21 protein-coding genes and 1 pseudogene are annotated in these 23,971 nt (G+C 73.1%); 11 read left to right on the top strand and 11 right to left on the bottom strand.

The window, feature by feature from the left end:
* Positions 1-28: 28 nt before the first annotated feature.
* Positions 29-823 (bottom strand): annotated as a pseudogene (locus tag ACFXGI_RS17735) (DMT family transporter); the annotation flags it as partial.
* Positions 824-1,080: 257 nt separating this feature from the next.
* Here ACFXGI_RS17735 and ACFXGI_RS17730 point away from each other — a divergent pair.
* Positions 1,081-2,574 carry an SDR family NAD(P)-dependent oxidoreductase gene (locus tag ACFXGI_RS17730; RefSeq protein ID WP_384706990.1) on the top strand — a complete coding sequence of 498 codons (1,494 nt, stop codon included), beginning with the start codon at positions 1,081-1,083 and terminating at the stop codon, positions 2,572-2,574.
* Positions 2,575-2,661: 87 nt separating this feature from the next.
* On the opposite strand, the gene ACFXGI_RS17725 is transcribed toward ACFXGI_RS17730, so the two are convergent.
* Entirely contained in the window at positions 2,662-3,189 is a 528-nt protein-coding gene (locus tag ACFXGI_RS17725) for an HD domain-containing protein (protein ID WP_384707090.1), read from the bottom strand.
* Positions 3,190-3,535: 346 nt separating this feature from the next.
* Between ACFXGI_RS17725 and ACFXGI_RS17720 the strand changes: the two genes are divergently transcribed.
* Together ACFXGI_RS17720 and ACFXGI_RS17715 are read left to right on the top strand one after the other, a co-directional pair.
* Positions 3,536-3,712, top strand: coding sequence for a hypothetical protein (locus ACFXGI_RS17720; RefSeq protein WP_384706988.1), 177 nt, complete (start codon positions 3,536-3,538; stop codon positions 3,710-3,712).
* 182 nt (positions 3,713-3,894) lie between these two features.
* Positions 3,895-4,878, top strand: a complete 984-nt coding sequence (locus tag ACFXGI_RS17715) for an NAD-dependent epimerase/dehydratase family protein (RefSeq protein WP_384706986.1) — start codon at positions 3,895-3,897, stop codon at positions 4,876-4,878.
* Here the strand turns inward: ACFXGI_RS17715 and ACFXGI_RS17710 are convergent.
* From ACFXGI_RS17710 to ACFXGI_RS17700, 3 genes are read right to left on the bottom strand one after another with little or no spacing between them, the layout of a single operon-like run.
* Entirely contained in the window at positions 4,864-6,303 is a 1,440-nt protein-coding gene (locus tag ACFXGI_RS17710; protein ID WP_384706984.1) for a lipase maturation factor family protein, read from the bottom strand. The genes ACFXGI_RS17715 and ACFXGI_RS17710 overlap by 15 nt on opposite strands.
* 20 nt (positions 6,304-6,323) lie before the next feature.
* Positions 6,324-6,857: a DUF1990 family protein gene (locus ACFXGI_RS17705; protein WP_384706982.1), complete on the bottom strand. Its 534-nt coding sequence runs from the start codon at positions 6,855-6,857 to the stop codon at positions 6,324-6,326.
* On the bottom strand, positions 6,854-7,723 hold the full coding sequence (locus ACFXGI_RS17700) for a YndJ family protein (RefSeq protein WP_384706980.1): 870 nt from the start codon (positions 7,721-7,723) through the stop codon (positions 6,854-6,856). Before ACFXGI_RS17700 ends, ACFXGI_RS17705 begins: the two co-directional genes overlap by 4 nt.
* 213 nt (positions 7,724-7,936) lie before the next feature.
* Between ACFXGI_RS17700 and ACFXGI_RS17695 the strand changes: the two genes are divergently transcribed.
* From ACFXGI_RS17695 to ACFXGI_RS17680, 4 genes are read left to right on the top strand one after another with little or no spacing between them, the layout of a single operon-like run.
* On the top strand, positions 7,937-9,337 hold the full coding sequence (locus ACFXGI_RS17695) for a DUF6777 domain-containing protein (protein ID WP_384706978.1): 1,401 nt from the start codon (positions 7,937-7,939) through the stop codon (positions 9,335-9,337).
* A 7-nt stretch (positions 9,338-9,344) separates the two neighbouring features.
* A complete protein-coding gene (locus tag ACFXGI_RS17690) occupies positions 9,345-11,408 on the top strand; it encodes a SpoIIE family protein phosphatase (protein ID WP_384706976.1) in 2,064 nt (687 codons plus the stop codon).
* 48 nt (positions 11,409-11,456) lie between these two features.
* The gene (locus ACFXGI_RS17685; RefSeq protein WP_384706974.1) at positions 11,457-12,317 is read left to right on the top strand and encodes an Fpg/Nei family DNA glycosylase; all 861 of its coding nucleotides are present in this window, start codon (positions 11,457-11,459) and stop codon (positions 12,315-12,317) included.
* A 26-nt stretch (positions 12,318-12,343) separates the two neighbouring features.
* Positions 12,344-12,808: a hypothetical protein gene (locus ACFXGI_RS17680; protein WP_384706972.1), complete on the top strand. Its 465-nt coding sequence runs from the start codon at positions 12,344-12,346 to the stop codon at positions 12,806-12,808.
* A 60-nt stretch (positions 12,809-12,868) separates the two neighbouring features.
* Here ACFXGI_RS17680 and ACFXGI_RS17675 read toward each other — a convergent pair whose 3' ends face one another.
* Positions 12,869-13,333, bottom strand: coding sequence for a hypothetical protein (locus tag ACFXGI_RS17675; RefSeq protein ID WP_384707087.1), 465 nt, complete (start codon positions 13,331-13,333; stop codon positions 12,869-12,871).
* 201 nt (positions 13,334-13,534) lie between these two features.
* Complete coding sequence (locus ACFXGI_RS17670) at positions 13,535-14,074, bottom strand: sigma-70 family RNA polymerase sigma factor (RefSeq protein WP_327134401.1); 540 nt, start codon at positions 14,072-14,074, stop codon at positions 13,535-13,537.
* A gap of 274 nt (positions 14,075-14,348) precedes the next feature.
* On the opposite strand from ACFXGI_RS17670, the gene ACFXGI_RS17665 reads away from it, so the two are divergent.
* A complete protein-coding gene (locus tag ACFXGI_RS17665) occupies positions 14,349-15,563 on the top strand; it encodes a CapA family protein (protein WP_384706969.1) in 1,215 nt (404 codons plus the stop codon).
* A gap of 24 nt (positions 15,564-15,587) precedes the next feature.
* On the opposite strand, the gene ACFXGI_RS17660 is transcribed toward ACFXGI_RS17665, so the two are convergent.
* Positions 15,588-16,049, bottom strand: a complete 462-nt coding sequence (locus tag ACFXGI_RS17660) for a universal stress protein (protein ID WP_099888596.1) — start codon at positions 16,047-16,049, stop codon at positions 15,588-15,590.
* A 59-nt stretch (positions 16,050-16,108) separates the two neighbouring features.
* On the opposite strand from ACFXGI_RS17660, the gene lysX reads away from it, so the two are divergent.
* Both lysX and ACFXGI_RS17650 read left to right on the top strand, forming a co-directional pair.
* Entirely contained in the window at positions 16,109-19,414 is a 3,306-nt protein-coding gene (gene lysX / locus ACFXGI_RS17655; protein ID WP_384706967.1) for a bifunctional lysylphosphatidylglycerol synthetase/lysine--tRNA ligase LysX, read from the top strand.
* Between the two features lie 70 nt (positions 19,415-19,484).
* On the top strand, positions 19,485-20,417 hold the full coding sequence (locus tag ACFXGI_RS17650; protein ID WP_384706965.1) for a polysaccharide deacetylase family protein: 933 nt from the start codon (positions 19,485-19,487) through the stop codon (positions 20,415-20,417).
* Positions 20,418-20,495: 78 nt separating this feature from the next.
* Here the strand turns inward: ACFXGI_RS17650 and ACFXGI_RS17645 are convergent, their stop codons facing one another.
* The gene (locus ACFXGI_RS17645; protein ID WP_384706963.1) at positions 20,496-21,191 is read right to left on the bottom strand and encodes a class F sortase; all 696 of its coding nucleotides are present in this window, start codon (positions 21,189-21,191) and stop codon (positions 20,496-20,498) included.
* Positions 21,192-21,546: 355 nt separating this feature from the next.
* Between ACFXGI_RS17645 and ACFXGI_RS17640 the strand changes: the two genes are divergently transcribed.
* Complete coding sequence (locus tag ACFXGI_RS17640) at positions 21,547-22,104, top strand: hypothetical protein (RefSeq protein WP_384706961.1); 558 nt, start codon at positions 21,547-21,549, stop codon at positions 22,102-22,104.
* Between the two features lie 167 nt (positions 22,105-22,271).
* Here the strand turns inward: ACFXGI_RS17640 and ACFXGI_RS17635 are convergent, their stop codons facing one another.
* Both ACFXGI_RS17635 and ACFXGI_RS17630 read right to left on the bottom strand, forming a co-directional pair.
* Entirely contained in the window at positions 22,272-22,850 is a 579-nt protein-coding gene (locus ACFXGI_RS17635) for a hypothetical protein (RefSeq protein WP_384706959.1), read from the bottom strand.
* A 180-nt stretch (positions 22,851-23,030) separates the two neighbouring features.
* Positions 23,031-23,801, bottom strand: coding sequence for a hypothetical protein (locus ACFXGI_RS17630; protein ID WP_384706957.1), 771 nt, complete (start codon positions 23,799-23,801; stop codon positions 23,031-23,033).
* Positions 23,802-23,971 lie beyond the last annotated feature (170 nt).

Here is a 23,971-nt window from a genome sequence, read left to right as displayed (position 1 = left end):
GCAGGATCAGGCCGGCCGCCGCCAGTACGCCGCTGGCCAGGGCGGCCGCCGTGCCCGCCGCCCCGAACCGGAAGCCCTCGTCGAACAGCGAGATGCCGACCGCCGCCGCGACCACCGGATTGACCACGGTCAGCGTGGCCAGCGGCGCGGCCAGCCCCGCTCCCCGGTAGGCGGCCTGGGAGAGCAGCAGCCCGCCCGAGGCCAGGACGGCTATCGCCGCCAGGTCGGGCCACGCGGAGCCGAGCGCGTCCGGGGCGAAGGCGAACTCCTCGGCGTTCTCGGCCACCGACTTCGTGAACACGGAGGCCATGCCGAAGGCCGAACCGGCCGCGACCGCCAGCAGCACACTGCGCAGCACCGGCCGGTGCATCCGGTGCGCGGCCAGGACCAGCGCGGCCACCCCGGCCCCGGTGGCGATCAGCAGCAGGCTCCGCTCCCCGCCCGCCAGCGGCCGGTCCGCGTTCCCGTCCCCGCCCGTCAGCGCCAGCAGCCCGGCCAGCCCCACCGTGGCCAGCACCGCACCGCGCCAGGCCGCCGCACCCGCCCGGCGGTGTACGAAGAGGGCCGCCATCGGCAGCGCGAACACGATGGTCAGCGCACCGAGCGGCTGGACCAGGCTCAGCGGCCCGTACGCGAGGGCCACCACGTGCAGCAGGGCGCCCAGGCCGTTCAGACCGACCGCACACCACCAGCCGGCCCGGCGCAGCGGCGCGTACGGGCGGTCGGGGGTGCTCGCCGCGACCTGTTCCTGGACGATCGCGCCGCCCGCGTACGCGAGGGCGGAAACCAGGCAGAGCAGGACCGACAGCGCAAGGGCACTCATGATTTCCACAATGCCCGACCTCAGCGGCCTATTCCTCCCCCTACAGGTGGTCACCAGTCATACCCGAGGCATACTCCGGAAGGAGTGCATGGCCCCGGCGGGGCCGGCCGGGCCCTGCCCATGGTGACGGCCCCGTCGCGGTGCGTGAGGCGCCGGGTGACGGGTTTGGTTCCGGGCGCGTCGGATCCGTACAGTGGCGGTTTTGGGACTTCCGCAGAAGGCGGACGCGTACGAGTGAGCAAGGAACGGCAGCGGCCATGACGGTGACCGAAGACAACCACGTGAGCGCGGACGACCACGCCTACGGGCCGGGCATCGACCCCGAGCGGCTGGCGCTCTGCCTCAGCGTCCTCGGGGAACTCGACAAGATCGACGTCGACCACCCCGACGCCATCACCGTACGCCGCGCCACCGCCGGCCTCTACCGCACGGTCAAGCAGCGCCGCCGCCAGGAGCGCCGCGCCTCCAAGACCGCCAACGACAAGGCCGTCACCGAGGCGACCGCGACCGGCTCCGCCGAGCGCATCGACGACGAGACCGAGGGCATCCTGCCCTCCTCGGTCACGGAGGCCGGCCGGATCGCCGGGATACTCCAGCGCCCGCGCTCCTGCTACATCTGCAAGGCGCGGTACGTCGAGGTCGACTACTTCTACCACCAGCTCTGCCAGGAGTGCGCCGGCCACAACCGTGCCAAGCGCGAGGCCCGCGCCGACCTCGCCGGCAAGCGCGCGCTGCTCACCGGCGGCCGGGCCAAGATCGGCATGTACATCGCGCTGCGGCTGCTGCGCGACGGCGCCCACACGACGATCACCACCCGCTTCCCCAAGGACGCGATCCGCCGCTTCAAGGCGATGGACGACTCGGCGGACTGGATGCACCGCCTGGAGGTCGTCGGACTCGACCTGCGCGACCCGGCCCAGGCCGTGGCCCTCGCCGACCAGGTGGCCGAGGCCGGCCCGCTCGACATCCTGATCAACAACGCGACGCAGACCGTGCGCCGCCTGCCCAGCGCGTACGCCGCGCTGGTCGAGGGGGAGGGCGCCCCGCTGCCGGCCGGCGAGCTCCCCGCCCACCACGTCATCGGCGCGTTCAACTCCGGCGCGGTCGACGGTCTGGCGGCGCTGCCCGTCGGCGTCAGCGGGATCGACGCGCAGAAGGTCGCCGACCTCGCCCTGGTCGCGGGCAACGCCAGCATCGAACGGCACCTCGACGGCACCGCCATCGACGCGGGCGGCCTGCTGCCCGACGTCGTCGAGACCAACACCTGGGTGCAGACCATCGACCAGATCTCCCCGGTGGAGCTGCTGGAAACCCAGCTGTGCAACTACACGTCGCCGTTCATCCTGATCAGCGCTCTGCGGCCGGCGATGGCCGAGGCCGCCCGCCGGGCGGCCAGCGGGCGTGCCTACGTGGTCAACGTCTCCGCGATGGAGGGCGTCTTCAGCCGTGGCTACAAGGGCGCCGGGCACCCGAACACCAATGCCGCCAAGGCCGCGATGAACATGGTGACGCGCACCAGCGGCCAGGAGATGTTCCAGACCGACCGGATCCTCATGACCTCGGTGGACACCGGCTGGATCACCGACGAGCGCCCGCACTTCGACAAGCTCCGCCTGGCCGAGGAGGGCTTCCACGCCCCGCTCGACCTGGTCGACGGCGCGGCCCGGGTCTACGACCCCGTCGTCCGCGGCGAGGTCGGCGAGGACCTGTACGGCGTCTTCCTCAAGGACTACGCGCCCGCCAACTGGTAGGCCCTCCGCCCGGCGGCCCCTCGCCGGTCGGCCCACGTCCCGGTCCCGTGCCCCGGTCCCCCTCGAAGGGGCCGGGGCGCGGCCGTTTCAGGGTGTGCGCTCGTACGCCCGCGCCGCCACCAGCTCCAGGACCGGACGCCAGTCCTCCATCACGCCCGCGTCGAGCCCGACGACCTTGCCCGCGTCATCCGCTTGGCGCAATGTCACCGCCGCTTCCGCGTCCGGATCGGCCTCGAAGGCCCGGACCTCCGCCGCGTCCATGAGCCCGCCCTGGGCGCGCAGCGTCAGCGCGCTCTGCGGGGACAGCGCCCGGTCGGGCTCCACGGCCCCCAGGTAGCGCTTGGCCGGCACGTGCAGCCGTACGAGCCGGGCCACCCGGCCGCCGAGCAGCGGACGGATCGCTTGCGCCGCGTGGTCGGCGTGGCGCGCGTCGTCCCCGGGGAAGAGCAGATGGCCCAGGTCGTGCACCAGGCCGGCGACTTGGAGCTCCTTGTCGAACGGATGCGAACGGCGCAGCAGTGCCGCAGTCTGTAGCCCATGATCGTGCAGATCGACCGGGTCTCCGCTGCGGTCGGGCGTGTCCCACGCCCCGCGGCACGCGAGCAGCAGTTCCATCAGCTCCTCGATGCTGTCGACCCTCGGCACCCCCGGCACTCCGGACCTCGCCGCCACCGTCGCTCCCTCCGCCGCCCGTACTCCGGTCGTGTCACCGGCGTCGAGCAGACCACCCGACTCGGTCACATCGGCGTACGACTTCCTGAATTCCGGGCGAAATCAAGCCGTCGAGGGGATTTTGCCAATCCATCGAGCGGGGGCGCGCTCATATGTGTACTCTGAGTGCCACAGATCGGCCGTATCCAGGCCACGCTCCACGAAGGCGCCACCGCGTCCGGAAACCCTTGATCCCTTGTGCCCGGCGCGCGGCTCGCCCGCCGGGTTGCGCGACACAAAGGAGTGCGCGGTGACAGACACGACGACGAAGTCCGAGGAGAAGCCGAGGACGTACCAGGGGGCGCGGTTCCGTCCTCACGTCGACGAACTCGGAAGCCTCGAAGTCTGGGCCCGGTCCGCCCCGATCCGACTGGCCGGCTACGAGGACGACCTGGCGGAGCCCCACATCCTGCCCGGCATCGACTAGCACGACCGTCACACAGCGCCCCCGAGCCGCCCGGCGACGGGGGCGCGGTGCTGAGCCGGGCGTGCGCGCCCGCCGACCGTTCGGGACCGGCGGGAGGTTCCCGTAGGCCCTACGCCGTGAGCGTCATCGCTGTGGGCGATCAAGGCTTCCGGCCGGCCCCCGGCCCCGGCACGCTGGAGCGCATGAAGCTACTCATGCTGGGCGGTACCGAATTCGTCGGACGCGCGATCACCGAAGACGCCCTGGCCCGGGGCTGGGAGGTCACCGTCTTCCACCGCGGGCACCACGCGCCGCCGCCGGGCACCCGGGCCCTGCACGGCGACCGCACCGCGCCCGGGGGCCTCGACGCCCTCGCCGCGGGGGAGTGGGACCTCGTCGTCGACACCTGGAGCGGCGCCCCGACCGCCGTGCGCGACAGTGCCCGGCTGCTGGCCGGCCGCGCCGGGCGGTACGTGTACATCTCCAGCCGCTCGGTGTACGCCTACCCCGCCCCCGCCGGCCTGACCGAGGACGGCCCGGTCGTCGACGGCTCGGCCGACGCCGGATCCACGGCCTACGCCGAGGACAAGCGGGGCGGTGAGATCGCCGCCGTCGACGCCTTCGGGGACCGGGCCCTGCTGGTACGCGCCGGGCTGATCCTCGGGCCCTACGAGAACGTGGGCCGCCTGCCCTGGTGGCTGGACCGGACCGCCCGCGGCGGTCCCACACCGGCCCCCGGCCGCCCCGGACTCCCGATCCAGTACATCGACGTGCGCGACCTCGCGCACTGGACGCTCGACGCGGCCGAGGCCGGACACGGCGGCCCGTACGACGTGGTCGCCCCGTCCGGGCACGCCACGATGGGCGCGCTCCTCGAGGCCTGCGCGGCCGTGACCGGTGGCGGCGCCGAGCTCCGCTGGATCGACCAGGACCGGATCGCGGAGGCCGGAGTGGAGCCCTGGACCGAACTGCCGATCTGGCTCCCCGAGGGCGAACTGCACGACTACATGTTCGGCGGGGACGTCTCCAAGGCGCTGGCGGCGGGCCTGAAGTGCCGCCCGGTCGAGGAGACCGTGGCCGACACCTGGGCCTGGCTCCGGTCCCTCGACGGCCCCCTCCCCCTCCGCCACGACCGCTCGGCCAAGGGCATTTCGGCGGAGCGCGAGGCGGTGCTACTCGGGCTCTGACCAGGAGGCCTCGGCGAGGCGGGTCGGGGGGAGGTACTCGCGCAGCAGCGTGCGGTGCCACCACGCGCCCGTCTCGCGCAGCTCCCGCCAGGTGGTGAACCGGTAGCGGTACAGCCTGGCCCGTACGTAGAGCGGCGGGGCGTCCGGGAAGGGGTTGTGGCGGAGCAGCCGCAGGGTGTCGCGGTCGCCCGCCAGCAACCGCTCCACGAACGGCCCGAACCAGTCCCGCGCATAGCCGGGGGAGAGCGCGGCGAACCACATCAGCCAGTCCAGCCGCAGATGGTACGGGGCGAACTGGCGCGGAATCCTGCGCGGATCACCCGGTTTCCCCTTGAACCCGTACTCCCGCCACGCCCCGTCCTCCCGCGGCACGCGGTCGGCGGTCCCCTCGACCACCACCTCGTCCCGGATCCGGCCCACCGTGCCGAAGGCCCCGTACGTGTTGACCAGGTGCAGGGAGTCGAAGGAGCGGTTCATCACCTGGCGCCGCGAGATCATGTTCAGCACCGGATGCCGGCTCAGCACCAGCACCAGCACGGTCACCGCGCACACCAGGGCCGCGAACCAGACGGGCGCGCCGCGCGAGGCAGCGGCCGGCGGCGGCCCCGCGAGCCCCGTGAAGTCGACCGCCGACAGGACCACCGTGATGGTGATCCAGTTCAGCCAGGCGAAGTTGCCCGAAAGCACCAGCCACAGCTGCGTCGCCACGATGATCCCGGCGGCGTAGGAGGCCACCGGCTGCGGAGTGAACAGCAGCACTGGGACCACCAGTTGGGTCACGTGGTTGGCCGCGCACTCCACCCGGTGCAGCGGCTTCGGCAGGTGGTGGAAGAACCAGCTCAGCGGCCCCGGCATCGGCTGCGTCTCGTGGTGGTGGTAGAGGCAGGTCAGCTTGCGCCAGCAGGAGTCCCCGCGCATCTTGATCAGCCCCGCGCCGAACTCCACCCGGAAGGCCACCCAGCGCAGCAGCCACAGCACCAGCACCGGCGGCCCCACCCGCCCGTTGCCGAGGAAGACGGCGAGGAAGCCCACCTCCAGCAGCAGCGACTCCCAGCCGAAGGAGTACCAGGTCTGCCCGACGTTCACGATCGACAGGTACAGCAGCCACAGCAGTGCCCACATCCCCATGGCCGCGCCCAGCGGGACGAGGTCCCCCGCCCCGGCGGCGAGGGCCGCCGCCCCCGCCGCCCCCGCCCAGGCGCAGCAGGCGAAGAGCCGGTCCGAGTAGCGCAGTTGGAACAGGCTCGGGGCGCGGCGGAAGGGCACGTACCGCACGTAGCGCGGCACGGGCAGCATGCCGTGCGCGCCGATCAGGGCCCGGAACTGAAGGGCGGCCGCGACGAAGGCGAAGAGGTAGACGCCGGCGAGGGCCCGCTGGAAGACCAGCCGGCCGAGCCAGTAGCCGGGCGCCGTGAACCAGTCCATCCCCTCCAGTATCGGGCTGATCAGGCCGCGACGGCCAGCTTGCGCACGGTGCGGCCCAGCCATCGGGCGTAGCGCAGCTGCAGGAAGGGGACCACCGGGCCGGCGAGCCGGGTGTACCAGACGTCCGGGCGGCTGAAGGCGGTCACCTCGAACCACACGGCGCCGTCCCGGTCCAGGGACACCATGAAGGACTCCTCCCCGCACTCCGGGTGGCCGGCCAGCGTCCCGTACGCGAAACCGATGCGCGCGGGCTCGTACGCCGTCCAGATCACCTCGCACGGGGCGCTGATCCGCAGCGGCCCCCAGCCGATCCCGACCACCACCCGGCTCCCGGGGCGGACCGCGCCGTGGCCGGCCCGGACCAGCATGCCCGAGGCCCGGTGGGCGCCGAAGGTGGTGACGGCGGTGCCGGCGGCCTCGAAGGCGGCCCGTCCTCGGCCGATCCGGGTGCGGTGGTGCAGGTGGTGGTATCCGGTGGGCAGCGGCCGCCGCCGCGTCGCGCCCCGGTCGGGGTAGTTGACGGTGTCACGGCCGGCGCTGATGAGGCGGGTCATGGCGTGATCTCCATTCGGTCGACGGTCAGCCGGCGCCAGGCCAGCAGCGAGCACAGGGCGAAGCCGAGGGCGTTGCCGAGACCATGGGTCGCGGCCATCCAGGTCAGCGTGGGGTGTACGAGGTCGGTGGCCTCGCCGAGCGCCCACCACAGGGCGAGCAGCATGGTGGCCACCAGCACCGCGGCCGAGGTCGCCAGGAGCATCCCGGTGGTGCGGTCGCGGGCGCCGGGCCGGATCTCCCGCCAGGTCAGCAGTGCCACCGCCCACATCCCGCCGGTCAGCACCACCGCGCCCGCGAGCTCCGCCCAGTCGTCCACGAAGTAGCCGAGGAGGACGAGCAGGGTCCCGCCGGGGACGCTGTACGCGGCCCAGCGCGCCAGGGCCGTACTGCCGGGCGCGGTCGCGGTGGCCCGGCAGACCAGCCCGGCGACCAGGGCGGCGGTGAACCCGGCGAAGTGGAAGTGCGGCACGGTCAGCGCCAGGATGTCCAGGTCGAAGCCGAACAGCCGGTACCCGGCGCGCTCGGCGACGAGGGCGGTCCCCGCGACCGACGGCGAGATCAGCGCGGTGAGCACGGCGATCTCGGCCGGTGCCGGGGGGCCGCTTGCGGCGGTCGGCGTCCGCAGGGTCCGCAGCAGCCGGGCCGGGGCCCGGGCCGCGAGCGCCAGGGTGGCGGCGGCGTACAGCGTGGCGAGCACCGTGGCGGTCGCGCCGCGCGGCAGCCAGAGGCAGACGGCCCCGGGGACGGCGAGCAGCGGCCAGACGCGGGCCGCTGTGCGCAGCCCGGCCGGGTCGATCAGGCGGAGGCCGGCGGGGATCACGTAGAGCATGCCCAGGGTGACGATCAGATGCACCAGTACCGTCACCGTGGGCTCCCCTCCGCGCGCGGCCGAACGCTTTGAACGCGTTCAACTCACGGTCGTGACCTTACGAGGTTCCTTGAACATGTTCAAGACGCGATCCGGATTTTGCCCCGGTCCGCCCTCGCGCCGACCCCGCTCCCTCGCGCCGCTCCGGTTGCGACCCTCCCGCGGATACGGCAGACAGGAGGGAGCAACCGGGGCGAAAGGGAGATTCACGTGCACGTACCGACACCTCGTCAGGCTCCACGCCGTCACACTCCGGTCCGCGCCGCCCTCTTCACGCTCCTCGGTCTGCTCGCCGCGGCCTGCGGCGCCCCCGAGGAACCGAAGAGCGCGGCCGGCCCGGAGAGCCAGGAGGTCCTGCTCCAGCCCGTGGGGTCGGCCGGACCCGACCCCTTCACCACCACCTCGGCCACCGGCGAGTCCGCCCCGGCGCAGCCTCCGCTGCCCAACGCGACCGGTCAGGGCATCCGGACCGTCAACGCGGCCACGCCCGGGCTCTACGCCGGCACCAAGCGGCTCGGCAGCTGCGACGTGGAACAGCAGCTGCGCGCCGTCACCGAGGACGAAGCCAAGGCCAAGGCCTTCGCCCAGGCGGTCTCCGTCGACCGGGCGAAGCTCCCCGAGTTCCTGCGCGGCCTGACGCCGGTCGTGCTCCGCGCCGACACCCGCGTCACCAACCACGCCTTCCGCGGTGGCCGCGGGGACGCCTTCCAGTCCGTCCTGCAGGCCGGCACCGCCGTCCTCGTCGACGACCACGGCATGCCCCGGGTCCGCTGCGCCTGCGGAAACCCGCTCCAGGCGCCGCGTGCCCCGAAGGGCTCCCCGGCGCTCAAGGGCGACCAGTGGAGCGGCTACCAGCCCCACCAGGTCATCGTCATCGAACCGACCCCGCACCCGATCAAGAGCCTGGTCATCGTCAACATCGCCGACAACACCTGGCTGGAGCGCAAGACCGGCGACGACGGCGCCCAGGACGGCACCCCGCAGGCCGTCCCCGCGTTCGACCCGGCGGACGGCATCCCGACCGGCCCCGTGACCCCGCCCGCGGCGGCCCCGGCCGAGCCGTGCGCTCCGCCCGAGACCGGCCACGACGCCGGCGCCGGGACGAACGGCCTGGCCAGGACCGCTCCGCCGGCCCCGCCGAAGCCGCCGGCCGGTCCCTCGGGAGTCCCGGCCCCCGAGGCCACGGACTGCGTGCCTGCCCAGGGCGAGCAGGCCGGTCCGGACCAGCAGGCACGCCCCGACCAGCAGGTCCGGCCGGACCGCCCCGGCCAGGCGCCGCCGCAGACCCCGCAGAAGCAGCAGCGGCCCGGGCAGCCCCCGGCCGCGCCGCGGTCCGACGCGCCCCCGAACCAGCCGGGCGACGTACCCGCGGACGGCTTCGCCGACCCGGGTCTCCCGCAGGAGGCCGACGGCTCGATGCCGCGCCGGCCCGACTCCGGTGACCCGTTCGCCCAGGGAGACCCGTTCACGCAGACAGACCCGTTCGGCCGGGGCGACGACCCCTTCGCCCCGTCCGGTCAGGACGGCCGGGACGCCCCGTACGACCCCTTCGGCGGCCCGGACCGGCAACAACCGCTCGCGAACCCGGCGAGCTCCTTGGAGCGCGCCTGACCGGCCCGTGTGTCATGGTGGATCGGTGCCGACCACCGTATCGCTGCCGGACGACTGGCCCGCACACCCGGACCGGTCGCTCTCGCTGAACCGCATGGGCAGTTTCGACTGGGACCTGGAGACCGGTCTCCTGCACATGGACGCAGCGGCCCTCGAGGTGTACGACATGACGCCCGGGGAATACGACGGCCGGCCCGAATCCCTCGGCCCGCGCGTGCCGCCCGACGAGGCGACGCGGCTCGACGCGCTCGTCTCCAGCGTCCTCAAGAGCGGCGACGACAGCTACGGCGCGTACTTCCGGATCCGCACCCAGGACGGGCGGCTGCGCTGGACCCACACCCAGGGCCGCGTCGTGCGCGGCTCCGACGGCCGCCCGTTCCGGATCATCGGCATCGTCCGCGACGCCACCGAGGAGCTCAGCCACTCGGCCGAGCGCCTCGGCCTCGACGAGGAGCGGCGCCGCCAGACCTCGGTGGTCGAGAGCACCACCGCCGCCCTCGCGCACGCCCGGACCGTACGGGACGTGATCGACGTCATCGGCGACGCCCACGGCCTGGAGCGGCTCGGCTCGATGGGCATGGTGATGGGGCTGGTCGAGGCCGGGCGGATCCACCTCGTGGCCGAGGGTCCCGCCGACAGTTTCGTACCCGGCACCCGGTACACCCGGATCGACGAGCAGTACCCGATGAGCGAGGTCGTCCGCTCGCTGCAACCGCGCTTCCTCGACTCGGCGAAGGAGTTCGCCGAGGGCTATCCCGATCTCTGGTCGAAGATCTCGTCCATGGACATCTCGGCGGCCGCGTACCTGCCGCTGATCGCCCAGGCCCGCCCGATCGGCGCGATCGGACTGCTCTACCAGGACAAGGACGGCTTCACCCAGGACGAGCGGAACCTGCTGATCGCACTGGGCAGCAGCATCGCGCAGAGCCTCCAGCGGGCGATGCTGCTGGAGCAGGAGCACGATCTGGCGGAGGGCCTGCAGCAGGCGATGCTCCCGCGCCGGATCCCCTCGGTGCCGGGTGCGGAGATCGCCGTACGGTACCGCTCCGCCCGGATGGGCCAGGACATCGGCGGCGACTGGTACGACGTCATCCCGCTGCCCGGCGGCCGGGTCGGAGCCGTCATCGGAGACGTCCAGGGCCACGACACGCACGCGGCGGCGGTCATGGGCCAGCTGCGGATCGTGCTGCGCGCGTACGCCGCCGAAGGGCACGCGCCGGGCACGGTCATGGCGCGGGCCTCCGTCTTCCTGCACGAGCTGGACACCGACCGCTTCGCCACCTGCACGTACGTCGAGGCCGACCTCGCCACGGGTGTCCTGCAAGTGGTCCGCGCCGGGCACATCGACCCGCTCCTGCGCACCCGGGACGGGGACTGTCGGCGCCTGCCGGTGGAGGGCGGGATGCCGCTGAGCCTGTCGGCGGAGTTCGGCCGGCTGGAGTACCCCGTGACCACCGTGGAGCTGGACCCGGGGGAAACGCTCGTCCTGTGCACGGACGGCCTCGTGGAGCACCCGGGCGCGGACCTCGACGACGGGATCCAGCTGCTCACCGAGCTCGTCCGGAGCGGGCCGGCGGACCTCGCGCGGCTGGCGGACCGGCTGTGCGGGGTGATCGACGAGCGCGGCGGCGACGACGACATGGCGCTGCTCCTGCTGCGCCGCCAGGTGGAGGACGTCCCGCAGGGCGGCGGCCGTCTCCAGCAGCACGTGGCCCCGGGAGACCCGGAGGCCCTGGTCGCGGCCCGCCACATGATCGGCGCGGCGGTACGGGCGTGGGGTGCGCGGGAACGGTCCGACGAGATCGAACTCGTCGCGGACGAGCTCATCGTGAACGCCCTGATGCACACGGACGGCCCGGCCATCGTGACCCTCCGGGTCCTGACGAGCCCGCAGCGGCGCCTGCGCGTCGAGGTCGCGGACCGTTCCAGCGCCCTCCCGCGCCGCCGCGAAGCGGGTGAGTCCGGCGTCTCGGGCCGCGGCCTGATGCTGGTGGACCGGCTGGCGGACGTCTGGGGAGTGGAACCCCGGGGCAGCGGCAAATGCGTCTGGTGCGAGTTCGTGATGTCCTGACCCCGCGCCCGGGTCGCCGGGGCGGGAGTTGCGGGGGAGGGTGGGGGTATGCCCGAGCTGCCCGAGGTCGAGGCCCTGCGGGAGTTCCTCGACGAGCACCTCGCCGGGCGGGTGGTGGAGCGAGTCCTCCCGCTCGCCGTCAGCGTGCTCAAGACGTACGACCCGCCGCTCGGCGCCCTCGAAGGGCAGCGGGCGGGGGCCACCGACCGCCACGGGAAGTTCCTGGCGATCCGGATCGGCGAGCTCCACCTCGTCACCCACCTGGCCCGGGCCGGCTGGCTCCGCTGGCAGGACGCCCTGCCCGACGAACCGCCGCGTCCCGGCAAGGGGCCGCTCGCGCTCCGCGTCGCCCTGGACGGGGGCGGCGGCTTCGACCTCACCGAGGCCGGGACGCAGAAGCGCTTGGCCGTGTACGTCGTGCGCGACCCGCAGGAGGTGCCCGGCATCGCCCGCCTCGGACCGGACCCGCTCGCCGACGGGTTCGACCGGGACGCGTTCGCCGCGCTCCTCGCGGGGGAGCGGCGGCAGATCAAGGGGGTGCTGCGCGACCAGGGCGTCATCGCGGGCATCGGGAACGCGTACAGCGACGAGATCCTGCACGCCGCGAAGGTCTCGCCCTTCAAACTGGCCGCCTCATTCGACGAGGAGCAGGTCACCCACCTGTACGAGGCCGTCCGGCGGACCCTGCGCGAGGCCGTCGGGCGCGCGCACGGCGTGGCCGCCGGGAACCTGAAGGCCGAGAAGAAGAGCGGGCTGCGGGTGCACGGCCGGGACGGGGAGCCCTGCCCGGTGTGCGGGGACACCGTGCGCTCGGTGTCGTTCGCCGACTCCTCGCTCCAGTACTGCCCGACCTGCCAGACGGGCGGCAGGCCGCTCGCCGACCGCAGGCTCTCCCGTCTCCTCAAATGACCTCCGCCTGCGTAGACTCCGGCCCCATGGCCGACCAGCAGCAGCCGCGCCCGCAGCAGCCCCGCGCGCGCCCGCAGCAGCCCCGCGCGCGCCCGCAGCAGCCGCCGCCGCCCCGGCGCGAGGTCGTCACGGGCGTGCCGCGGGGCACCCGGAGCCGCCCGCCCGCGCACACCCCGGCCCGCTCGGAGATCTCCGAGCAGACCACCCTGGGCGCCACGTACGTCCGGGCCCTGATGCGCAGTCAGCTGCGGGCCGGACTCGGCGCGCTGGGCGCCCTCGCGCTGCTCGTCGGGACGCTGCCGGTGCTGTTCACACTGTCGCGCGCGGAGTCGGGGCCGCTGGTCTGGGTGGCGCTCGGTCTGGCGGCCTACCCGGTGATGTGGCTGATCGCCCGGTGGTACGTCACCCGGGCCGAGCGCAACGAGGCCGATTTCACCGGCCTGGTGATGGATCCGGCCGAGGCGCCGGGCATCCACCGACAGCCCGGCTGACCCCCGGCCCGCAGCCCGCGGTCCGCAGCCCGGCCCGCGGCCCCCGGCCCGGCGTCCGCCTCAGAACAGGTGCATCGCCAAGTGCCCCAGCGGCAGGCCGAGCTGCCACGCCGGGGTCCACACCCGCGCGTTCTCGTCCAGCCCGGCCGGGGTGTCGGCGTGGCCGATCCGGCCCGGGTCGAGGTTGGTGGCGAACAGTTCGGTGCGGTCCAGCCAGCGCCAGGCCGCCCGGGCCAGCTCCAGGTCCGGGTCCTCGCCGCCGCCGCGCTCCCGGGCCTCCTCGCCCAGCGCGAGGAAGCGGGTGTCCACCCAGTCGCGCCAGGGGTGCCCGTACGCCGTGAGCGACATCCACTCGTCGAGCTGCGAGACCACCCGGATCCCGGAGAGCTCGCCGGCCGCGTCGGAGAGGTAGATCGTCAGCGCGAGCGTGTCCCGCCCGGCACGGAACTCCAGGGTACTGACCGGGATCAGCCGGCCCGTGCGCAGCAGTTCGTCGGCGATGTACTCCGCGTAGAGCCATGCCATGGGCACCGCGAGCCCGCCGTCACTGGTGCCGTTCGTACCCTCGGGCTGCACCGTTCCACCTTCTCCCGCGCGTCGAGCTTCCCGTCGTCAGTCATGAGCCTTCACCGAGCGACTCGCGGAACGTGGCATGTTTACCCAACTTGAACGCTCTGAGGCTGATTTCGATGCGTTTTGTGTCCGATCCGCGTGCATTCGGTTCGTTCAGGCTCCGAGGCCGTACCCGTATCCCTGGAGGCCCTTCCTCAGGGCGCGCAGGGCGTAGTACGTACGGGACTTGACCGTTCCGGCCGGAATCCCGAGCTCCGCCGCCGCCTCGGCCACCGAGCGGTCCTGGAAGTAGACCTGCATCAGCACCTCGCGGTGCTCCGGCCCGAGGGAGCCCACGGCCCGGCGGACGTCGATCGCCGTGACCGAGCCGGCCACCGCGTCCTCGGGCGCGGGCGCCTGCTCCAGCCCTTCCGGGTCCACCTCCTGCGGGCGGGACAGCCGTGCCCGCCGGGCGTCGATCGCGAGCCGCCGCGCCACCGTGAACAGCCAGGGCCGCATGGAGTCGTGAGCGCTCTCCAGCACCTCGGGGTGCTGCCACGCCCGCACCAGAGTCTCCTGCACGAGGTCCTCGGCGCGTTGCGAGTCCCCGGCCGTGAGTCCGAGCAGGAAGCCGAACAGGGCCCGCCCGTGGTCGCGCTGGAGCTCGGCCAGCGCCTCGGGGTCCGTGCGCAGGAGGGTGGGGGAGAGGGGCACGAGTGGCTCCTTCCTGGGTCCGTTCGGCTCCGACGCACCCACCCTCACCTGCGCGGAGCGCCCCGGGAACCGTCCGGGGGCGCCGTTGCGCCCAAGCGTCCGGGTCGTCCGGTGGGCGGCCGTGCCCGGCGGTGAACGGTCGAACGGCGCGGCGAACGGCCACCCGGGGTGCGCGGGCACCCCGGAGATCCCCCGGAGCCGCCGGCCGACTGGTGACGCCTCTCCCCATGGATTACAGATGGTCAGATAGTCCTACTAATGAGAGCTGGCTCAGATGACCAAGCGCACCCGGCAGGCCCTCGCGCTCCTGTCGGCTGTCCTGCTGGCCGCGGCCGCCGCCGGCTGTTCCTCCGGCAAGGAGCCCGCGCGGGCCCGCCTCGGCGAGCCCCGCGCCCCGTCGCCGCCCACCGGCTCCGCGGCGAACTCGGCGCCGGCCGAAGGCTCCGCGAAGGGCTTCACCCTGGTCGCGTCCGGCGACGTACTGCCGCACGACTCGGTCATCAAGCGGGCGGCGGCGGACGCGGACGGCGACGGCCACGACTTCAGGCCGATGTTCTCCCTGGTCAAGCCGGTGGTCTCGGCGGCCGACCTGGCCCTGTGCCACATGGAGACCGTGTACGGGGAGGACGGCGGGCCGTTCACCGGCTACCCGGCCTTCCAGTCCCCGCCGGAAGTGGCCGACGGTCTCAAGGACGCCGGGTACGACGGCTGCTCCACGGCCTCGAACCACACCCTGGACGCCGGAGCCGAGGGGCTGAAGCGCACCCTCGACAAGTTCGACCGGGCCGGGCTGAAGCACGCCGGTTCGGCCCGTACCGCGGCCGAGGCGGCCACGCCCACCCTGTACACGGCGGGTTCCGCGAAGGTCGCGCACCTCGCGTACACCTACGACACGAACGGCTACCCGATGCCGGAGGGGCAGCCCTGGGCGGTCAACCTGATGGAGAAGGACAGGATCATCGCGGACGCGCGGGCCGCCCGGAAGGCCGGGGCGGACGTGGTCCTGGTCAGCGTCCACTGGGGCACCGAATGGCAGACCGAGCCGGACGGGAAGCAGCTGTCGCTCGGCAAGGAGCTGACGGCCTCGCAGAGCAGCGGGCGCCCCGACATCGACATGATCCTGGGCACGCACGCGCACATCCCGCAGGCCTACGAGAAGGTCAACGGGACGTGGATCGTCTACGGCATGGGCGACCAGGTCGCAGGTGAGATGTTCGACTACTCCGGCGCGCGGGACATGCGCGGCAACTACGGCTCGATCGGCCGCTTCACCTTCGCCCCGCCGGCCGCCGCCGGGCAGCGATGGCAGGTCACCCAGGCCGAGTTCATCCCGCAGATGATGGACCTGTCCGCCGGGAAGGTCGTCAACCTGCCCGCCGCCCTCGCCCAGGACCCCGGCGACGACGAGTACGAGGCCGCGCGGGACGCCGTCAGCGAGGCCGTCCTCAGCCGCGGCGCGGCCAAGGACGGACTGACGACGGCGAAGTAGCCGCCCCCCGTCAGGGCACGCCGGTCACGGAACCACCGTGACCGGCCAGCGGCCCGCCTTGACCAGGCGGACCGCCACCGAGCCGACGATCCTGTGCCCGGCCTGCTCCGAGGCGCCGACCACCACCGCGTCCGCCTTCAGCTCGTCCGCCGCGCTCACCAGTCCCGCGTACGGGTCGCCGCGGAAGGTGTGGAACTGCCAGCGCACGTCGTAGACGCCCTTGACCCGCTCCGCCGCCTCCCGGATCTCGGCGACCAGACCCTCCGCGATCTCCCCGGTGGTGTCGGCCACCGGCGCGCCCAGCGAGGCCCCGGCCGGCATCACCGGCTGGACGTACACCAGCGCCAGCAGCGCGTGCTGGCGCCGGGCCAGACCCGCCGCGTACGCCGCCGCCCGCAGCGAGGACTCCGAGCCGTCCACCCCGGCGAGGATCACCTTGGGGCCGTCGGTACCGCGTTCGAATCCCGTGTTCACGTGCTCAGTCACCTCCCCACGGTATGTCCTTCGCCGCGCGCGGCGGCGCGGGCCTCCCTACAGTGCGAACCATGAGTGCCACCGTGGAGGAGACCCGGGGCACCCGGAACCGCTTCCTGAACCGGGTGCCCGACGCGTTCGCGGCGTTCTTCGGAACGCTCGGACTCCTGTGCGCCGTACTGGCGCTCTCCCCGACGCTGCGGCACCTGCTCCGGCACATCGTGCGCTTCCTCGACGAGATCGTGGTGCCGGTCAGCGCCAACCTGGCCTACGCGGTCTTCCTCTTCCTGCTCGCCGCCGCGCTCGGCACCCGCAAGAAGGTCGCCTGGTGGATCGTCGTCACCTATCTGGCCCTGCTCGTCCTGGTCGACGTCCTGATCATCGCCGACGAGTACTACTGGATCGGCGGGCCCTCCATGGCCCTCGCCGTGGCCGCCCTCGGAATCCTGATCGCCGCCCGCCAGGAGTTCTACGCCGCCGCCCGGCCCGGCGCCTTCTGGCGCGCGATGCTCGTCCTCGGTCTCGGGCTGCTCGTGGCGGTGCTCGTCGGCTGGGGGCTGGTCGCCCTGTTCCCCGGCACCCTGCCCAAGGGGCAGTGGCTGGACTGGGCCGCCCGGCAGGTCTTCGGCGGTCTCGTCTCGCCCCGCCAGTTCGACGGCCACCCGCCCCGCCCGCTGTACTTCTTCCTCGGCCTGTTCGGCGCCCTCGCCCTGCTGAACGCCGCCTCGACCCTGTTCCGCTCGCAGCGGCTGACCGCCGCCCTGCACGGGGACGAGGAGCCCCGCATCCGGGCCCTGCTCGGCGCCTACGGTCGGGGCGACTCCCTCGGCTACTTCGCCACCCGCCGCGACAAGGCCGTCGTGTTCGCCCCCAACGGCAGGGCCGGTGTCACCTACCGCGTCGAGGCCGGGGTCTGCCTCGCCAGCGGCGACCCGGTCGGCGACCCCGCCGCCTGGTCCGCCGCCGTCGACGCCTGGCTCACCGTCGCCCGCCGCCACGGCTGGCAGCCGGCCGTCATGGGCGCCTCCGAGGAGGGGGCCACCGCGTACGCCCGCTCCGGGCTCGGCGCCCTCCAGCTCGGCGACGAGGCCATCCTGCAGGTCGCCCACTTCGACCTCGACGGCCGCGACATGCGGGTCACCCGCCAGGCCGTCAACCGCGTCAAGCGCACCGGAGCCACCACCCTCATCCGCCGCCACTCCGCCCTCAGCGACGAGGAGATGCAGCGGATCATCGAGCGTGCCGACACCTGGCGCGACACCGAGACCGAGCGCGGGTTCTCCATGGCGCTGGACCGGCTCGGCGACCCCGCAGACGGGGACTGCCTGCTCGTCGAGGCCTTCGACGCACAGGGCGAGCTGATCGCGCTGCTGTCCTTCGTCCCTTGGGGCAAGGACGGCATCTCCCTGGACCTGATGCGCCGCGACCGCACCGCCCCCAACGGGGTCATGGAGTTCATGGTCGCCGAGCTGTGCGCCGCCGCGCCCGGCCTGGGCGTACGGCGGATCTCCCTGAACTTCGCCGTCTTCCGCTCCGCCTTCGAGGAAGGCGGCCGGATCGGCGCCGGACCGGTGCTCAAGCTGTGGCGCAAGCTGCTGCTGTTCTTCTCCCGCTGGTGGCAGCTGGAGGCCCTGTACCGCTCGAACGTCAAGTACGGGCCCGAGTGGTACCCGCGGTTCCTCTGCTACCAGGACGCCGGTTCGCTCGCCCGGGTCAGCCTCGCCTCCGGCATCGCCGAGGGCTTCGTCTCCGTACCGAGCCTGCGCAAACTGTGGGGCAACGGGCACGCCAAGGGGCTCATCGCCCCCACCAGCACCGAGGGGCTGCCCTCGATCGACTCCCTCGCCCTCGACCTCGTCGGTGTGGGGGACGGCACGGCCGCGCGGGGCGAGCGCCTGCCCGACCAGGTGCGCGTCCGCCACGCCAAGATGGAGCGGATCCGGGCGGCCGGGACCGACCCGTACCCCGTGGGCATCCGGCAGCGCACCCACACCGTGGCCGAGCTGAAGGCCGCCCTCCCCGGGCACGCGCCCGGCGCCCGCTCCGGGGAACAGGCCACGCTCGCCGGCCGGGTGATGCTCGTACGCGACCTCGGCGGCGTGGTCTTCGCCGTCCTGCGCGACTGGTCGGGGGACATGCAGCTGATGCTCACCCGCGACGAGAGCGGCGCCGGTGCACTGGACTCCTTCACCTCCCAGGTCGACTTCGGCGACCACGTGGTCGCGAGCGGAGAGATCGGCGCCAGCCGCAGCGGCGAGCCCTCCCTCGTGGTCTCCTCCTGGCAGCTCACCGGCAAATGCCTGCGCCCGCTGCCGGACAAGCGCAAGGGTCTCGCCGACCCCGAGGCGCGCGTCCGGCGCCGCTACCTCGACCTGGTCGCGAGCCCCGAGGCGCGGGACGTCGTACGGGCCCGCTCCGCGGCCGTCCAGGCACTGCGCCAGGGACTGCTGGACCGCGGCTACCTGGAGGTCGAGACCCCGATGCTCCAGCAGATCCACGGCGGGGCCAACGCCCGGCCCTTCCGGACCCACATCAACGCCTACGACCTCGACCTGTACCTGCGCATCGCGCCCGAGCTGTACCTGAAGCGGCTGTGCGTCGGCGGCCTGGAGAAGGTCTTCGAGATGGGCCGCACCTTCCGCAACGAGGGCGTCTCCTACAAGCACAACCCCGAGTTCACGATGCTGGAGGCCTACCAGGCCTTCGCCGACTACGACGTGATGCTCGACCTGACGCGCGAGCTCATCCAGGGCGCCGCGACCGCCGCCTTCGGTTCTCCGATCGCCCACAAGGCGGGCCCGGACGGAAAGCTCGTCGTCCACGACATCTCCGGGGTCTGGCCGGTCAAGACGATGTACGGGGCGATCGGCGAGGCGCTCGGCGAAGAGGTCGACGCCGACACCGAGGAGCACGTGCTCAGGCGGCTCTGCGACCGGGCGTCCGTCCCGCACACACCCGAGAACACCCGCGGAGACGTGGTGCTGGAGATGTACGAGCGGCTGGTGGAGGAGAAGACCAAGCTGCCCACCTTCTACAAGGACTTCCCCACCGACGTCTCCCCGCTGACCCGGCAGCACCGCAAGGACCCGCGCCTCGCCGAGCGCTGGGACCTGGTCGCCTTCGGGACCGAACTGGGCACCGCCTACTCGGAGCTGACCGACCCGGTGGAGCAGCGGCGCCGGCTCACCGTCCAGTCGCTGCTCGCGGCGGGCGGCGACCCGGAGGCGATGGAGCTCGACAACGACTTCCTGGAGGCGCTGGAGTACGCGATGCCGCCGACCGGCGGCCTGGGCATCGGCGTGGACCGGCTGGTCATGTTCCTCACGGGCCTCACGATCCGCGAGACGCTGCCGTTCCCGCTGGTGCGGCGCGGCTGATCGGGTGAGGGGGAGTGCGCGCGTTCGCGCCTCTCGACATCTGCGGGGATGTCGTTGATACGTAGTAATAATGAAAAATGACGAGCCGACAGTAGGGCGACGCGTGCTCCTGCGTACCGCCGTCTTCCTCGGAGTCGCCGCGGCCTCCGGACTGCTCACCGGCGGCGAGACCGGAGCGCCCGGCCGGAACGCGGCGGGCGGTGCACCCGGCGCCGGTCTCGGCGCCGCCCCCGGCAGCGGCCCGGCGGCCGGGCAGCCCGGACCGGGCGGAGCCGCCGGACCGGGCGGAGTCCGCGCCCTGCGACCGCAGGCACCCGGGCAGGCGGCGTACCGGCTGAGCCCCATGACCGCCGAGACCCCGCTGAGGCCGCCCGCCGCACGGCCCGCCGTACGGACCCGGCCCATCCTCGAACTGCCGGCCGACGCGAGCACGGCGAGCGCCATGGTGCTCACCTTCGACGACGGGCCCGACCCGCGCTACACGCCCGCCATCCTCGACACCCTCGCCCGGTACGGGGTGCGCGCCATGTTCTTCGTGTGCGGGGAGATGGCCACCGACAACCGGGACCTGCTGCGCCGGATGGCCGCCGAGGGCCACGTCATCGGCAACCACACCTGGACCCATCCGCTCATCCCCACGCTGAGCCGGCCCGCCCTCGCCTCGGAGATCGCCCGGACGAGCGAGGTCGTACAGCAGGCGGTGGGGGAGGCGCCGCAGTGGTTCCGGGCACCGTACGGGGCGTGGAACCGGGCGGCGTTCGAGATCGGGGCCGAGCTGGGCATGGAGCCGCTCGCCTGGACGGTGGACACCCTGGACTGGAAGGAGCCGGGCACCACCACGATCGTCTCGAACGTCCTCAAGGGCGCGGCGCCCGGCGTCATCGTGCTCAACCACGACGCGGGCGGCGACCGCTCACAGAGCGTGCAGGCGGTGAGTACCTACCTGCCCCAACTGCTGGCCCGGGGCTACCGGATGACGCTGCCCGCCCTGCCGCCCCGCTGAGGAGCCTCCTCCTCGGCGGGGCGGGGCGGGGCGGTGTTCGGGCGGGTCCGCGCGGCCGGGCGGCGGCGGGCCCGCCCCTCAGCGGGCCTCCACCATCCGGGCGAAGACGACGACGTTGCCGTCGTAGCCCCGGGCCTTGGAGTAGCCGCCGCCACAGGTGATCACCCGCAGCTCCGCGTGCCCGTTGTCCCCGTACACCCGGGCCCCGGGGAACGTCTCCTTCGAGAAGACCTCCACCCCGTACACCTCGAACACCGCCGTGCGTCCGTCGTAGCGCTCCACCTCGATGTGGTTGCCCTTGCGCAGCGAACCCAGGCCGTAGAAGACCGCCGGGCCGCTCGCGTTGTCCACGTGGCCCACGATCACCGCCGATCCGCGCTGGCCCGGCGAGATGCCGTTGAGGTACCAGCCGGCCAGATTCGGGTCCTGCGGCGGCGGGGCCTCGATCCAGCCCTGCGCGTCCAGCCCGACCGTCATCACCGGCGCGTCCACCTTGATGTTGGGGATGCGGATGCGCTGCACCGACGAGTGCTCCAGCGGTGCCATCTCCGCGCGCGGCTGGGCCTGCTGCATCGGCTGCTCACCCTGCGCCGGCGGATTCGCCGGCAGCTGCTCGGCCGGTACCCCGACCGCCGCCGCTGCGGTCGGCTGCGGCGGCCCGTCGCCGATGTCCGCTCCGTTGCGCATCAGGGCGAGGCCGCTGAGCATGACCAGTGCGAGCACGCCCCAGGGGGATCGTCTTCTCGGTGGCTGCTCGCTCTCGTCCTCGGTCATGGCTCTCCCTTCCCGACGCGGGGGTCCCGACCCGCGTTCTTGTCCCACCCCTGTACGCCCTTCCTCACGCACGCTAAGGCTGCGTGCGCAAGACGGCGATCGCTGAAGGGCGAACGGGTGGCGGGACGGCCGGAAGGGGTGCGCCCATCCAGGTATTCGTCACATAAATGCCTGACGGGTCGTGACCTGCGGATCCGTCAGCCGAGCCGCGCGCGCCTCGGCGTGTCGCTCAACCTTGCGGCCCAAAGCCGGAAATGCGCTGGTTGCGAGCCGCCCTGAGGGTTCGTCGTGGGAGGCGTTCTCGTCGATCTTCCCGGGCGACCGCTCCGGGGCGCTTCCCGCTGGAGGTTCCACCATGCGTGTTCTCCGCGCCCTCACCGTGGCCGCGGCGGCTGTCGTCGCCGTCGGGCTCAGTACCCCGTTTGCCGCAGCGAACCCGTCGGACCCACTGGGCGGAGCCCCGTTGGGCGGATCCCCGTCGGGCCAGGGCGGCAACGGCGGCAACAACGGCAACGGGCCCAGCAACGTCACCGTCAACCCGTACTCCGTGCACCAGGGCTCGACGATGCAGGTCAGCGCGGCCGGCTGCCGCCACGGCGGCACGGTCTGGTCGGCCGGCAACTTTCCCCAGACGAACCTGTCGGCCGGCTCCATCGGATTCGCCAGCGTCCGGATCTTCAACCACGCCTCGCCCGGCAACCACACGCTGTCGGTCAAGTGCCACGACAACAGCCTGGTCGCCACGCACCGGTTCACCATCCTCCGGGGCAACGGCGCACAGGGCGGTATCGGCGGCTCGTTCGGCCCGTCCACCGCCGAGACCGCCATCGGGTCGAGCCTGGTCGGCGCCGCGGCCCTGGGTGCGGGCGTGCACGTGATGCGTCGGCGCCGTCCGCTGCGCGGGCGGGCCTGACGGCCGGGCCTGCCCGGTCGAGCCCTTCGCAGCCCGCAGTGGCCCGGGAAACGCCGGTCGCCCCGAATCCTCATCAGGATTCGGGGCGACCGGCGGTCGGTGCTCTGGGGTGTGGGTGTGGTTCCGGGTGTGTGCGGCGTGCTGCCGTACGTCGTCGGCGGGGCCGGTCAGTGGCCGCGGGTGGAGGCGCGGCGGCGCAGTGCGTACGCCGTACCGCCGGCGGCGGCGAGGAAGAGGGCGGCGCCCGCGCCGAGCTCCCGGGGATCCATCCCGGCCACGCTGCCGCCCAGACCGCCGCGGACACCGAGGGAAGCGCCCCGGGTGGCCGCGGAGGCGGCCGTCGACGTGGAGGTGGAGGTGGAGCTGGTGGTGGGCTTGGTGGTGCCACCGGTGATGGTGAGGTCCGCCGAACCGGTCTCCCCGTTGCAGGTGAAGGAGACGGAGTACACGGCTCCGCGCCGGGCGTCGCGGTCCACGGTCACCCGGGCGGTCTGGCCGCGCGCGACGCTCACGGTGTCGAAGACTCCGGAGGAGACGGTGGCGTAGGCGGCGTTGCAGCCGGTGACGGAGAGCACCGTCTGGCCGCCCGGGGCGACCGTGGACGGGGTCAGGGCGAAGCCGAACGAGGTGATGGGCTGAGCCTCGGCCGCGGACGCGGAGGGCGCGCCGAGGGCGCCGAGCGCGAGTACGGCGCTCATGGCGCCGGCGCTCAGCAGGGCGGTGGCGTTGCTGCGTATCGCACCCATGGTTGATCTCCGGATCTCCGAGGAGCAGCCGCGGAACGGTTTCCGCACGTGGGGGGTCGTGCGCCTCGATGTCCGACACGCTAGGTCCGGGCGCGGTGACCCGCGATCAGGAACGGGCGAATGGGGCACGGGGGTAGGCCGAACCGGGGACGGAGGGCCCGTCCCCGGTTTGCCGGGCGTTCAGCCGCCGAGCGGCAGATGCGGGAACTGTGCGAGGAACGGCTCCGCGGTCGCCGCGACGCCCCGGCCGAACGGCGCGTCGAAGTCCCAGATCAGGAACAGCAGGAACGCGATCAGCGCGCTGAACAGGCCCGCCAGCAGCAGTTCCCGGAACGAGCGGCGGATCTGCAGGGTGAAGATCAGGCCCACCGTCACGAGCGCCCCGGCGATCAGCCCGAACCACACGACCCCCGGCATCGTCGCCCCGGCGCTCTGGCCGCGGGCGCTGCGCGCGTCGTCCACCAGCGCGACCTGGTCCACCAGAGGCTGGTACGCCTGCCCCTCGTGGTCGGTCTGCGGTTCGTAGTCCGTGACGTCGCGGCGGATGCGCTCCAGCAGTTCCCCGCTGTGGTCGGTGAGATCGCCGTGGTCGGCCATCTCCTTCCATTCGGTGTCCACCACGTACGTCACGTACGCGTCGACATCGGACCGGATCTTCTTGCGCACGTCCGCCGGGTAGACCTCCGAGCGGACGCTGATCTCGTGCAGGGCCTGCGCCTCCTGGCGCACGTACTCCTGGGCGGCCCCGCGGCCCTCCCAGACACCGGCGATCGCCAGGCCCAGCACGATCGCGTAGATCACACCGATCATCATCGTCATGTACTCGATGACGTCCGGTGTCTCGTTGGGATCGTCGTCGTCGCCGATCCGCCGGTGGTTGAAGAAGGTGATGGACAGCACCACGGCGCAGGCCGCGGCCATCGCGAGGGTCAGGACGAGCCATTCCGACAAGATGACTCCCAATCGGGTCACAAAGGTGGTGTGCGGGGCAGCGGGTCCGGGCCCCGCCTCGGCCTGGGTCCTGTCGTCAAAGTCCCGTCCGGGCCCCCCTTGTGGGGGCCCACGCCCACTTTTAGAAACAACCCATGCGGGGGGCCCCGCGGGGGGAGCGAGGACCACCC

It is taken from the genome of Streptomyces sp. NPDC059355 (assembly GCF_042752335.1).
Classification (GTDB): Bacteria; Actinomycetota; Actinomycetes; order Streptomycetales; family Streptomycetaceae; genus Streptomyces.
This window is presented reverse-complemented; position numbering and strand designations above follow the sequence as displayed.